Below are 12,940 nucleotides of genomic sequence, written 5' to 3'. Positions count from 1 at the left end.
TCCACCCGAGGTCCGACGCCCTCTCAGCCCGCGGGCGGTGTCCCAGCCCTGCCGTCCGCGGGAGGTGTCGCGCGCGAGGCGTCCCGCAGCCCGGTCGGCACCGCGACCGCGGCGACCGTGAGGACCCACGCGGAGTAGTCCAGGCCGAGGAACACCCAGATGCTCGTGTGCATGGCCGCCACCGCGACCGCGAACGGGATCCTCGTGACGCGGACGGCGAGCCAGAGGGGCGCGGTGAGCTCGAGGACGAGCGCACCCGTCGCGAGCGCGCGCGTCAGGACCGGCTGGTCGGCGACGGCACGGGTGAGCCCTTCCCCGAGCGGGGACGTCCCCTGCCGCAGGATCCACGCCATGCTGTCGCCGAACGCCCAGGCAGGTCCGCTGTGGACGAGCTTCTGCACACCCGTGAGGAGGTAGATGCAGCCCACGACCGCGAGCGCCCCGTGGACCGCCCATCCGGACCGAGCGACGGTCCCGGGCCGGGGTCGCGTCGGCACGGTCGCCGCGAGCAGCACGACGCCCACCGTGATGGTCAGGACGTCGTTGTGCAGCACCTTCCCCGAGCTCCCCCACAGGGCCGTGAGCAGCACGTACGCGCCCCACGCGACGGCGAGACCGACACGCACGCGCACCCGTGCGAGCACGAGCGCCACGCTGAGGAGACCCACGACCTGCAACCCGACGAGAACGGCCACGGGCACGGCGAACGGGAGCCAGCCGAACGGCGTCGGGCCGCCGGTGAGGACTGCGGGCCGGGCTGCCACGAGGGTCCAGTCCCGGCCGAGCAGCCGCAGCCCGATCACGACGGCGACGAGGGCGTGGACGAGGGCGAGCGTGCGTTCGGGCACGGGCCCCAGCAGGGCGGAGTCGATCATCCGCGCGCGCCGGACGACGGCGGCCACGAGATCGACCCGAGCGGTCGGGATCGCCCCTCGGGGGGTCGACCTCGCGACGGGCGGGTCGACCTGGCGGGAGCTCACGGCCGTACCTCCACGACGACCTCGCGCGACACCTCGGTCCGCGACAGATCGGCGCCCACCGTCCGCTCGACGCGCTCGACACGGACGACGTCGACGTCGTCGGGCGCCAGGTGCGCGGCGTCGAGCCAGGCGCGCACCATGGCGCGCTGCCGCTCCGGCTCCTGGTCGACGACGTCGTCGAGGAGGTCGGCCGTCGTCGCGAGGACGGGGTTGCCCGCACCGAAGCGCACGGGGGACCGTGCCCCGTCGGCATGCACGGCGACGAGCTCGAGCTCGGTGGCCGTGCTCGTCCGTACCATGCTGAACAGCCGGAACGAGGTGAGCGGCCACGCCTCGGTGCCCGTGGCCGCGGTCGCCAGGAGCAGGCAGACGACGCCGTAGGTGACCACCCGTGCGCGGACCGGTTGGGAGATTCTCCGCATGGCGGCGAGCGTCCCGTGGTCTCGCGCGCCGCCGCATCGGCCCGGTGGCGGGGACGCACACCGCCCGAGGGCGGGCAGGGAGCACCGCGTGACCTCCGCCCTGGGGCGGAGGCGGGCGCCCCGGCCTGCCCGCCCGAGGACGGTCCTCCGGCACGGGGCGTCCCGCTACCGTGGACGGGTGCCCCAGCTCACCCGTCTGCCCGTGTGGGCGCAGGACCTCGTGACCGCGCTCGCCGCGGGCCTCGTGTGGTTCACGGTCATCACGGTGATGGAGAGCGGCGACTACTGGTACCCCCGCAACCCCGAGTCGTACCGCGTGGCCGGGCTGTGGATCGTCCTGACCCTCGCCCTGCGCCGCGTCGTGCCGGGCCCGCTCTTCTGGGCCACGGCCATGCTCTACCCCCTCGCCCTCCCGTGGACCATGCAGACGCCGTTCGAGCTCCTGCCGCTCTTGGTCGCGGGGTTCGCCGCGACCCGCTCGGGCGCCGTCCCGTGGGCGCTCGCCGGCCTCGCCGGCGGCCTCTCGGCGTTCGCGATGCAGCTCTGGTCCCGACCGCACCTGACGTTCCCCCCGACCCCGTTCTCCCCGCTGTGGATCGGGCTCGCCCGGTCGCCGTCGGACGTGCTGCTCGCCCTCGCGCTCGTCCTGGGCGCGGTCGCGGCCGGCTACTTCTTCCGTCGCCTCGCGCTGACGTCCGAGCGGCTGCGCGAGCGCAACGCCGAGCTCCAGGCGCTCCAGGCGGAGCTGGCCGAGCGCGCGGTGCTCGCCGAACGCACACGGATCGCGCGCGAGCTGCACGACGTCGTCGCGCACCACATGTCCGCGATCGTCGTGCGGGCGCAGGCCGCGGACCGCGTCGCGGCGAACCAGCCCGACGCGCCCGCCGAGGCCGTGCGCTGGATCAGCGACGAGGGCAAGCAGGCGCTGACCGCGATGCGCTCGGTCGTGCAGGTGCTGCGCCGCGGCACGGAGGCCGACGGCGGGACGGCGGCCCTCGCCCCGACGCCCGACGGCACCCGCGCGCCCGACGAGCTCCGCGCGGCCGCGCGCCGCCTGCGCGACGCGGGCCGCGCCGTCGACCTCACGCTCCCCCGCCCCTGGCCGACGACGAGCGCCGAGACCGGCCTCGCCGTCGTCCGCATCGCCCAGGAGGCCCTGACCAACGTGCTGCTCCACTCGCTCGCCCGCGGCGTCACGGTGACGCTGACCGACGACTCCCCCGACCTGCGCCTGCGCGTCCACGACCCGGGCCCTCCCCTGCCGAGCACCGAGGGGCGCCAGGGGCACGGCCTGACCTCCATGCGCGAGCGCGCGCTCGCCGCCGGGGGCGACCTGGCCGCCGGGCCGGACGGGCGCGGCGGCTGGACCGTCGAGGCGCGCCTCCCCCGGGAGGCGGCGTGAGCACGACGTCGCCCGCCACGACCGGGGACGACGGCACGCTGCCTCCCGTGCGCGTCGTCGTCGTGGACGACCAGTCGACGATCCGGCTCGGCCTGCGCATGATCCTCGACAACGAGCCGGACGTGACCGTCGTCGGCGAGGCCGGGGACGGCGAGACCGCGGTGACGATGGCACGCGCGCTGCGGCCCGACGTCGTGCTCATGGACGTGCGCATGCCGCGGCTCGACGGCATCGAGGCGACCGCGCGCCTCGTCGCGGACCCCGAGCTCGCGGACGTGCGCACCCTCGTCCTCACGACGTTCGACGACGACGAGTACGTGTACGGCGCGCTGCGCGCCGGGGCGGCCGGGTTCCTCCTCAAGGACGCGGACCCGCAGACGCTCGTCGACGCCGTGCATCGCGTCCGCGCGGGTGACTCGCTGCTCGACCCGGCCGTCACCGGGCGCATCATCTCGACGTACGTCGAGCTCGCACGGACGGCGCCGCTCGGGCCGGACGCCGCCGAGACCGGCGCACCCGTGACGGGGCTGGACGCCGCGACGCCCCGCGAGCGCGAGGTGCTGCTCGCCGTCGCGCGCGGGCTGTCGAACCGCGAGATCGGCGCGGAGCTGCACCTCACCGAGGCGACCGTGAAGAGCCACGTGCGCTCGCTGCTCACCAAGGTCGGGCTGACCAACCGCGTCCAGCTCGTGATCCTCGCCTACGAGGCCGGGCTCGTGCGCCCGGGGACGCGCGCCTGACGTCTCGGGGACGCACAGGGGACGCAACGGGGGACGTCCGGAGGACGCACGGAGCCCGACGGCGGAAGGGGACTCGCGCCGTCGGGCTCCGGGTTTCGTGGGGCCAGGAAGGGTCAGCCGGCCGCCACGGTCTCGGCAGGCGGGGTCGCCGCCTGCCCGTCCTCGGCGCTCGCGGCCTCGTGGGCCGCGAGCCGCTCCGCGCGCACGACCTCGCGGCTGCTGCCGCGGTAGGCCGCGACGAGGATGTCGCGCATGTCCTCCAGGACCGGCATCCGCGGGTTCGCGGGGGCGCACTGGTCCTCGAACGACCGGAGCGCGAGGTCGTCCAGGCGGCTCAGGAACGCCGTCTCGTCGACGCCCTGCGCGGCGAACGTCGACTCGATGCCCACCTTGGCGCGCAGCTCCTCGACCGCCTTCGCGTACGACTCGACGCCCTCCTCCGGGGTGGAGGCCGGGAGGCCGAGGTGCTTCGCGATCTCCTGGAACCGCTCGGGAGCCACGTAGCGCTCGTACTTGGGCCAGCTCGTGAGCTTGGTGGGCACCTGGCCGTTGTAGCGGATCACGTGCGGCAGGAGCACCGCGTTGGTGCGCCCGTGCACGAGGTGGAACGTCGAGCCCACGGTGTGCGCCATGGCGTGCACGATGCCGAGCATCGCCGAGCCGAACGCCATGCCCGCGATGGTCGCCGCGTTGTGCATCTTCTCGCGCGCCTTCGGGGCGGCCGCACCCTGGGTGACCGAGTCCTCGATGTGCTCGAAGACCATCTTGATCGCCTGCAGGCACAGCCCGTCGGTGAAGTCGTTCGCGTAGACGGAGACGAACGCCTCGGTCGCGTGCGTGAGGGCGTCGAAGCCCGAGTCGGCCGCGAGCTTCGCCGGCATGGTGTCCGTGAGCACGGGGTCGACGATGGCGACGGTCGGGGTGAGCGCGTAGTCCGCGAGCGGGTACTTGAAGCCCGTCTCCGGGTCGGTGATGACCGCGAACGGCGTCACCTCCGCGCCGGTGCCCGACGACGTCGGGATGCACACGAGCTTCGCCTTGCCCCCGAGCTCCGGGAACTTGTACGCGCGCTTGCGGACGTCGAAGAACTTCTCGCGCATGTCGGAGAACTCGATCTCCGGGTGCTCGTAGCGCAGCCACATGACCTTGGCCGCGTCCATCGGCGAGCCGCCGCCGATCGCGATGATCGTGTCCGGCTCGAAGTCCCGCATCGACTCGGCGCCGCGGTTCACGGTGCCGACGCTCGGCTCCGGCTCGACCGCGTCGATGATCTGGATCGCGACCTTCTCCTCGCGGCGGGCGAGGACGTCCAGCACGCGGTCGACGACGCCGATGCGGCTCATGACCTTGTCGGTGACGATCGTGACGCGGTGCACGTCGCGCATCTGCGCGAGGTACTGGATCGAGTTCGGCTCGAAGTACGTCTTGGCGGGCACCTTGAACCACTGCATGTTGTTGTTGCGCCGCCCGATCCGCTTGACGTTGATGAGGTTGACCGCCGACACGTTGTTCGACACCGAGTTCGCGCCGTAGCTGCCGCACCCGAGAGTGAGCGACGGGAGCAGCGCGTTGTAGATGTCGCCGATGCCGCCGAGCGACGTCGGGCTGTTCCACAGCACGCGCACGGCCTTGACCCGCGAGCCGTACCGCTCGACGAGCTCCTGGTCCGCCGTGTGGATGGCGGCCGAGTGCCCCAGGCCGTCGAGCTCGACCATGCGCTCCGCGAGGCGGACGCCGTGCTCGGTGTCGCGCGCGCGCAGCACGGCGAGGACGGGCGTGAGCTTCTCGCGGCTCAGCGGCTCGTCCGGGCCGACGTCGTCGATCTCCGCGAGGATGATCGACGTGTCGTCGGGGACCTCGAACCCGGCCTCGCGCGCGATCCACACGGGCGACTTGCCGACGACCTTCGGGTTGAGCTTGGCGCCGGCGCAGTTCGTGCCGTTCGCCTCGACCCCGAAGATCAGGCGCTCGAGCATCGCCTTCTCGGCGGGCGTCGCGCGGTAGGCGTGCAGACGGGCCAGCTCGCGCATCGCGTCGTCGTAGATCACGTCGTCGAGGATGAGCGCCTGCTCCGACGCGCAGACCATGCCGTTGTCGAACGACTTCGACATGACGACGTCGTTGATCGCGCGGCCGAGATCGGCGCTCTTCTCGACGTAGGCGGGGACGTTGCCGGCCCCGACGCCGAGCGCGGGCTTGCCGGCCGAGTAGGCGGCGCGGACCATGCCGTTGCCGCCCGTGGCGAGGATGAGCGCGACGCCCGGGTGGTGCATGAGCGTGTTGGTCGCCTCGATCGACGGGTGCTCGACCCACTGGATGCAGTCGTCGGGCGCGCCGGCCGCGACCGCGGCGTCGCGCACGATGCGGGCCGCCTCGACGGACGAGCGCTGCGCGCTCGGGTGGAACGCGAACACGACGGGGTTGCGCGTCTTGAGCGCGATGAGCGACTTGAAGATCGTGGTCGACGTCGGGTTGGTCACCGGCGTCACCGCGCACACGACGCCGACGGGCTCGGCGATCTCGACGACGCCCGTGAGCTCGTCACGGCCGATGATGCCGACCGTCTTGAGGTTCGCCATCGAGTTGGGCACGTGCTCGCACGCGAAGATGTTCTTGGTCGCCTTGTCCTCGAAGACGCCGCGCCCGGTCTCGGCGACGGCCATCTGCGCGAGGTGGCCGTGCTGGTGCAGGCCCGCGACGGACGCCTTGAGGACGATCCGGTCGACGTCCTCCTGCGTGAGGCTCATGTACTGGTCGAGCGCCTTGCGCGCTCGCTCGACGAGGACGTCGATCTCCTGGGTCGTGCGGGTGTCCTCGGTGCGGTTCTCGACCTTCGTGCCGGCGCTCTTCGCGCTCATGCGTCCCCTCCGGTGCCCGGCCGGGGCCGGGCGTCGGGCCGCGGGTGCTGCCGGGGCCGGATTGCCCCGGCTCCTTCAGCGGTCTCTCTACTTGTGAATGTTTTCACAAGCCTGTCGGTGGAGCAAGACTGGAGGGCCGTTCGAGGTCGAAGGTCCCGGTCCCCCGGTGACCTCCGCACCACCGCCCGCGCCGCCGTAGGGTGGGGGACCATGACCGCCGAGCAGACGACGAGCCCTGCGCCCGCGCCCCAGAACCCCTCCGAGACCGCTCTCCCCGACGACGGCGCGCCCCACGACCCGTACCTCTGGCTCGAGTCCGTCGAGGGCGACGAGGCGCTGGCCTGGGTCCGCGCCCGCAACGCCGAGGTCGCCGACACGCTCGAGGTCGCCGACGAGTTCGCCACGACCGAGCGCGCGATCCGTGAGGTGCTCGACTCCGACGCCAAGATTCCCGAGGTCTCCAAGATCGGGGACCGGTACTACAACTTCTGGCGCGACGCGCAGCACGAGCGCGGCCTGTGGCGCCGCACGACGCTGGACTCCTACCGCACCGACGACCCCGAGTGGGAGACCGTGCTCGACCTCGACGCGCTCGCCGCGGCCGAGGGCGAGTCGTGGGTGTGGCACGGCGCGAGCGTCCTGCGCCCGACGCCCGAGCAGCTCGCCGCGGGCGAGCCGTGGCGCCACGCGCTCGTCGAGCTCTCCCCCGGCGGCTCCGACGCCGACGTCACGCGCGAGTTCGACCTCGTCGAGAAGCGGTTCGTCGCGCCGGAGGACGGCGGCTTCCACCGCGCCGAGGCCAAGGGCTCGCTCGGGTGGATCGACGCCGACACCGTCTACGTCTTCACCGACTTCGGCGAGGGCACGCTCACGCCGTCCGGGTACCCGCGCGTGGTCAAGCGCTGGACGCGCGGCACCCCGCTCGACGCCGCGGTGACCGTCTACGAGGGCACCGACGAGGACATGTACATCTCCGCCTGGCGCTCGCACACGCCCGGGTTCGAGCGCGACTTCGTCCACCGCTCCAGGGCGTTCTACTCCGACGAGCTCTACCTCGCCGAGCGCACCGGCACGCCTGAGCAGCGCCTGACGAAGATCGACGTGCCCGACTCCGCCGAGGTCGGCGTGCGGCGCGAGTGGATGCTCGTCGAGCTGCGCGACGACTGGACAGTCGGCGGGACCACGTACCGCGCCGGGTCGCTCCTCGCGGCACGGTTCGACGACTTCCTGGCGGGCGACCGCGGCTTCACCGTGCTCTTCGAGCCTACGGCGACGACGTCGCTCGCCGGCGCGACGTGGACGCGCCACCACCTCGTGGTCAACGTGCTCGACGACGTGAAGAACCGCCTGCACGTGCTGACGCCGCCGGAGGCCGCCGCGCCCGGGGGCGGCGGGACCGCCGTCGGGCAGGACACCGCCGACGCGCCGTGGGTGCGCTCCGAGATCCCCGGCCTGCCGGAGCTCGGCACGGTCGCCGTCGGGGCCGTCGACCCCGTCGACACCGACGACCTGTGGCTCGTCACGACCGACTACCTCACGCCGACGACGCTCTCGCTCCTGTCGCTCGGGGAGCGTCCCGGCGACGCCGGTGCGCCCGAGGTCGTCAAGTCCAACCCCGCGTTCTTCGACGCCGACGGCATGACCGTCGCCCAACACTTCGCCACGTCCGACGACGGCACGCGCGTGCCGTACTTCGTCGTCGGCCGCGCGGACCTCGTCGCGGGGGCGGGCGACGGCGGCACGGGGACCGCGCCGACCCTGCTGTACGGGTACGGCGGCTTCGAGATCTCGCTCACGCCCGCCTACTCCGGCGCGCTCGGCCGGGCCTGGCTCTCGCGCGGCGGCGTCTACGTCGTCGCGAACATCCGCGGCGGCGGCGAGTACGGCCCGGCCTGGCACCAGGCCGCGCTCAAGGCGAACCGGCACCGCGCGTACGAGGACTTCGCCGCCGTCGCGCGCGACCTCGTGGCCCGCGGGATCACGACCCACGAGCACCTCGGCATGGAGGGTCGCTCCAACGGCGGCCTCCTCGCGGGCAACATGCTCACGCAGTACCCCGAGCTCTTCGGCGCCGTGATCGTCGGCGTCCCGCTGCTCGACATGCGCCGGTACACCCAGCTCCTCGCCGGGGCGTCGTGGGCCGCGGAGTACGGCGACCCGGACGACCCGGAGCAGTGGGAGTTCATCCGCACGTTCTCGCCGTACCACCTGTTCGACGCCGAGCGCGAGTACCCGCCCGTGCTCTTCACGACGTCGACCAAGGACGACCGGGTCCACCCGGGCCACGCGCGCAAGCTCGCCGCGAAGATGCTCGGCGAGGGCAAGGACGTCACCTACTACGAGAACATCGAGGGCGGCCACGGCGGCGCGGCGAACAACGCCCAGGCCGCGCACATGGCCGCGGTGCACTACCGATTCCTCGCCGAGCGCCTCGGCTGACGTCTGCTCAGGAGTCGTCGTCCACGTCGACGGGGACCAGCACCACCTCGTCGGCGTGGATCACGATCTTCTCGTCCGGGCACACCGGCCCGTCCACGACCTCCTCGGCCCCGGACGCCCGCACGACCGTCACGTCACCCGGCGTGCAGCCGTAGTCGAGGAGCACGACCCCACCGCCCCCGTCGACCTCCGACTCCTCGTCCCCGGTCCGGACGGTCACGACCTCCCCGCTGTCGTTGGCGACCTCCAGGTCCCCGCCGCCGTCGCACGCCGACAGCACCGCCCCCACGCCGACGCCCGCGACCGCAACGGTCCACGCGCGCCCGTACCGACGACCGCTCATCTCTTTCCCCCGCGCTCGACCGACCCGCTCTCGTCGGCAACCTACCGCCGTCGGCGCACCACGACCTGGGACGACGCGGGGAGATCCCGGGCAGTTCCCGCGAGCGTCCCCGGCGTGAGGCCAGGTCCCGTGCCGGCATGGCCGGGTCCACGGCGGAGACCGCGTGCGGCAGGGGGAAGGTGCAGGCGAACCCGACACGGCGGGCGGTCACCCGGGTGAGGACCGACCAGGGCGAGCCGACGTTGGGCGGGGTGGGTGGTGGTGCCGCGTCGTGGCGGGCCTGGCGGGAGCCGCGAGGAACGAGCGGCGGATGGTAGACGCGGCACCACCACCCACCCCGCCCACCCAGGGCGACCACGCGCCGTCGAACCCAAGAACCACGGCTCTCCCTCGCGCGACCACGGCTCTACCTCGGCGGGCCGGAGCGCCGCCACGGAAGAGCCCGGATCAGGAGTGCGGGACCGTCGCGGTGATGAGGGTGCCGTCGTCGCGGCGGTTGCCGGAGAGCGCGCGCAGGCTCGGGCGACCGGGCTTCACGGGGCCCTGACCGTCGAGCGCGACGCGCGCGACCTCACCCGGGACGACCTTGACCTTCTCGCCGCGCACGGTGACCTGCGCGCCGTCGCCGGTCTCGGCGTCGAGCTCGATCGCGTCGGGGAGCACGGTGACGCGCAGGCGCGACCCGTTCCACTGGACCCGGAACGTCAGCGACTCCCAGTCCTGGGGAAGGCGCGGGTCGAAGCTCAGCTCGCCGTCGGAGTCGCGCATCCCGCCGAACCCGCACGCGAGCGCGGACCACGTGCCGCCCGCGCTGGCGACGTGCACGCCGTCGGCCGCGTTCGCGTGGAGGTTCGCGAGGTCGACGAACAGCGACGACACGAAGTACTCGAGCGCGAGCTCGTGGTACCCGACCTCCGCCGCGACGATCGACTGCACGACGCCGGACAGCGTCGAGTCGCCCGTGGTCAACGGGTCGTAGTACTCGAAGTCGGCGAGCTTCTCCTCCGCGGTGAAGTGCTGGCCCTGGAGGAACAGCGCGAGCACCACGTCGGCCTGCTTGAGCACCTGGTAGCGGTAGATGACGAGCGGGTGGTAGTGCAGCAGGAGGGGGCGCTTGTTCGCGGGGGTGTGCGCGAGGTCCCAGATCTCGCGCTCGAGGAAGTGCGAGTCCTGCGGGTGGATGCCGATGCTCTCGGCGTACGGGATCGACATGTGGTCGGCCGCACGGACCCACTCCGCCGCCTCGTACGCACCGAGCCCGAGCCGGTCCACGAGCAGCGCGTAGTCCTCGGGGTGCTCGGCCTTCATGCGCTCGACGACGATCGCCGCCGCGCGGAGGTTGAACCGCGCCATGACGTTGGTGAACAGGTTGTCGTTGACGACGGTCGTGTACTCGTCGGGGCCGGTCACGCCGTGGATGTGGAAGTTGTCGTCGCCGTTCGCGCGCCAGAAGCCCAGGTCCTCCCACATGCGCGCGGTCTCGACGAGGATGTCGACGCCCTCGCGGCGCAGGAAGTCGATGTCGCCCGTCGCGCGCACGTACTGCACGAGCGCGTAGCTGACGTCGGCGTCGATGTGGTACTGCGCGGTGCCGGCCGCGTAGTAGGCGGACGCCTCCTCGCCGTTGATCGTGCGCCAGGGGAAGAGCGCGCCCTTCTGCGACAGCTCGGCCGCGCGCCGCCGGGCGGCGTCGAGCATCTGGTAGCGGAAGCGCAGCGCGTTGCGCGCGTACCGGGGGCTCGTGTAGGTGAGGAACGGGAGGACGTAGATCTCGGTGTCCCAGAAGTAGTGCCCGCTGTACCCGGAGCCGGTGAGTCCCTTGGCGGGGACGCCGTTGCCCTCGGCGCGCGCGGTCGCCTGGGCGAGCTGGAACAGGTTCCAGCGCACGGCCTGCTGGATGCCGGGCTGGCCGGGGACCTCGACGTCGGAGCGCGCCCAGAAGTCGTCGAGCCACTCGCGCTGGAGGGCGACCTGGGCCTCGACGCCGGTCTCGCGCGCGCGGTCGAGCGTGCGGCGGCAGCGGTCGACGAGCTCGCGCGACGGCACGCCGCGCGACGTGTGGTACGCCACGAGCTTGGTGAGCCGGATGGGCCGGCCGGGCTCCGCGTGGACGCGGAACACGTGCTTGGCGAGGTCCTCGTCCACCTGCGTCCGGACGTCCCACTCGTTCTCGGTCTCGAGCAGGTCGTCCGCCGCGACGGCGAGCGTCATGCCCGAGTTCGTGGCGCGGTAGGAGAGCACGAGCCGCTCGTCGTCGCCCCACTGGGACTGCGGCTGGAGCACCCGACCGGAGAACTGGTCGGTCTTGCGCGGGTCGAACCCCTCCCCGAGCGACGCGGAGCGCACGTGGTACTCGTCCTGGCCGTCCTGCCGGTTGAGGATCTGCGACGAGATCGCGACGGGTGCCGCGGCGTCGAGCAGCGTGACCTCGAACGTCATGATCGCCAGGTGGCGCTCGACGAACGACACCATGCGCTCGGAGCGGATCTGCACGCGCTTGCCCGACGGCGTGCGCCACAGCAGCTCGCGGCGCAGGACGCCGTCGCGCAGGTCGAGCGACCGCTCGTAGTCGACGAGGTCCGCGACGGGCAGCAGGAGCGGCTCGTCGTCGACGTACAGCCGGATGACCTTCGCGTCGGGGACGTTGACGATGGTCTGCCCGACGCGCGCGAACCCGTACGCCTCCTCGGCGTGCCGGATCGACCACGTCTCGTGGAACCCGTTGACGAACGTGCCGTGCGAGTGGGACTCGCGCCCCTCCTCGACGTTGCCGCGCATGCCGAGGTAGCCGTTCGCGACGGCGAAGAGCGTCTCGGTCACGCCGAGGTCCTCGGCGGAGAACTGCGACTCGACGAGGCGCCACGGCTCGGCCGGGAAGCGCAGGCGGTCCACGGTGCTCTGCTCGTCGGCGGTCTTGCGGATCACGCGCTCTCCTCGTCGGGTCGTGCGGTCGTGGTCGACGCCGCGGCGGTGCGCGGGCGGTCGAGGACCGTCGCGTCCAGCTCGCCCAGGTCGGTGACGACGACGTCGGCCCCGTGGGCTCGCAGCGCGTCCGCGCCCACGCCACGGTCGACGCCGAGCACGAGCCCGAAGTCCCCGGCGGCGCCGGCCTGGACGCCCGAGAGCGCGTCCTCCACGACGATCGCCTCCGCGGCCGGGACGCCGAGGAGCTGCGCCGCGTAGAGGTACGTGTCGGGGGCCGGCTTGCCGGCGATGTGCTCGCGGGCCGCGACGTTCCCGTCGACGACGACCGCGAACCGGTCGGCCAGGCCCGCCGCCGCGAGGACCGCGGGCGTGTTGCGCGACGACGACACCACCGCGACGGCTGCGCCCGCCCCGGTCACGGCGTCGAGGAAGCGGACCGAGCCCGGGTAGGGCGTGATGCCCTCGTCGGCGAACATGCGGTTGACGATCTCGTCCTTGCGGTTGCCGAGCGCGCACACCGTGCCCTCGCCGGGCGCGTCCGTGACCTCGCCGCGCGGCAGCTCGACGCCGCGCGACGCGAGGAACGTCGCGACGCCGTCGTACCGCGGCTTGCCGTCGATCGACGCGAAGTAGTCCGCGGCGGTGTACGGGGCGAGGCCGTGCGCGGCGCTGAAGGGCGCGAACAGCCGTTCCCAGGCGCGCATGTGGAGCTCGGCGGTGGGCGTGAGGACGCCGTCGAGGTCGAACAGCACGGCTCGCAGCAAGGGCATGGGGGTCCTTCGCGGTGAGGGGACGGGATCGGCGCCGGGCCACGTCCGTGCCGTCCGGAGA

Annotated in this window: 9 protein-coding genes; 3 read left to right on the top strand and 6 right to left on the bottom strand. The window is 73.0% G+C overall.

Annotated elements, in window-relative coordinates:
* Positions 1 to 23: 23 nt before the first annotated feature.
* Complete coding sequence (locus A0J59_RS00935) at positions 24 to 902, bottom strand: hypothetical protein (protein WP_181446396.1); 879 nt, start codon at positions 900 to 902, stop codon at positions 24 to 26.
* A gap of 74 nt (positions 903 to 976) precedes the next feature.
* Positions 977 to 1,402, bottom strand: a complete 426-nt coding sequence (locus tag A0J59_RS00930; protein WP_156532717.1) for a hypothetical protein — start codon at positions 1,400 to 1,402, stop codon at positions 977 to 979.
* A gap of 178 nt (positions 1,403 to 1,580) precedes the next feature.
* Here A0J59_RS00930 and A0J59_RS00925 point away from each other — a divergent pair, with 178 nt between their 5' ends.
* A complete protein-coding gene (locus A0J59_RS00925; RefSeq protein ID WP_064314908.1) occupies positions 1,581 to 2,804 on the top strand; it encodes a sensor histidine kinase in 1,224 nt (407 codons plus the stop codon).
* Positions 2,801 to 3,544, top strand: coding sequence for a response regulator transcription factor (locus A0J59_RS00920; protein ID WP_255364856.1), 744 nt, complete (start codon positions 2,801 to 2,803; stop codon positions 3,542 to 3,544). Before A0J59_RS00925 ends, A0J59_RS00920 begins: the two co-directional genes overlap by 4 nt.
* Before the next feature lie 113 nt (positions 3,545 to 3,657).
* Here A0J59_RS00920 and adhE read toward each other — a convergent pair whose 3' ends face one another.
* Positions 3,658 to 6,402, bottom strand: a complete 2,745-nt coding sequence (gene adhE / locus A0J59_RS00915; RefSeq protein WP_082918625.1) for a bifunctional acetaldehyde-CoA/alcohol dehydrogenase — start codon at positions 6,400 to 6,402, stop codon at positions 3,658 to 3,660.
* Positions 6,403 to 6,612: 210 nt separating this feature from the next.
* On the opposite strand from adhE, the gene A0J59_RS00910 reads away from it, so the two are divergent.
* Complete coding sequence (locus A0J59_RS00910) at positions 6,613 to 8,841, top strand: prolyl oligopeptidase family protein (RefSeq protein WP_064314907.1); 2,229 nt, start codon at positions 6,613 to 6,615, stop codon at positions 8,839 to 8,841.
* Between the two features lie 7 nt (positions 8,842 to 8,848).
* Here A0J59_RS00910 and A0J59_RS00905 read toward each other — a convergent pair whose 3' ends face one another.
* From A0J59_RS00905 to A0J59_RS00895, 3 genes are all read right to left on the bottom strand, one after another.
* Positions 8,849 to 9,184 (bottom strand): hypothetical protein, encoded by a 336-nt coding sequence (locus tag A0J59_RS00905; protein WP_064314906.1) that lies wholly within the window; start codon positions 9,182 to 9,184, stop codon positions 8,849 to 8,851.
* Positions 9,185 to 9,631: 447 nt separating this feature from the next.
* A complete protein-coding gene (locus tag A0J59_RS00900; protein ID WP_047234109.1) occupies positions 9,632 to 12,109 on the bottom strand; it encodes a glycoside hydrolase family 65 protein in 2,478 nt (825 codons plus the stop codon).
* Complete coding sequence (locus tag A0J59_RS00895) at positions 12,106 to 12,879, bottom strand: HAD family phosphatase (RefSeq protein WP_053369972.1); 774 nt, start codon at positions 12,877 to 12,879, stop codon at positions 12,106 to 12,108. The genes A0J59_RS00900 and A0J59_RS00895 overlap by 4 nt, the downstream gene beginning before the upstream one ends.
* Between the last annotated feature and the right edge of the window lie 61 nt (positions 12,880 to 12,940).

Source organism: Cellulosimicrobium sp. I38E, assembly GCF_001647255.1.
GTDB classification, from domain to species: Bacteria; Actinomycetota; Actinomycetes; order Actinomycetales; family Cellulomonadaceae; genus Cellulosimicrobium; species Cellulosimicrobium cellulans_E.
The sequence above is the reverse complement of the archived record's forward strand: the minus strand, read 5'-3'. Positions and strand labels throughout refer to the sequence as shown.

Coding starts and splice junctions, on each gene's coding strand:
- adhE (WP_082918625.1), bottom strand. CDS start 6,402: ATGAGCGCGAAGAGCGCCGGCACGAAGGTCGAGAACCGCACCGAGGAC.
- A0J59_RS00895 (WP_053369972.1), bottom strand. CDS start 12,879: ATGCCCTTGCTGCGAGCCGTGCTGTTCGACCTCGACGGCGTCCTCACG.
- A0J59_RS00910 (WP_064314907.1), top strand. CDS start 6,613: ATGACCGCCGAGCAGACGACGAGCCCTGCGCCCGCGCCCCAGAACCCC.
- A0J59_RS00905 (WP_064314906.1), bottom strand. CDS start 9,184: ATGAGCGGTCGTCGGTACGGGCGCGCGTGGACCGTTGCGGTCGCGGGC.
- A0J59_RS00930 (WP_156532717.1), bottom strand. CDS start 1,402: ATGCGGAGAATCTCCCAACCGGTCCGCGCACGGGTGGTCACCTACGGC.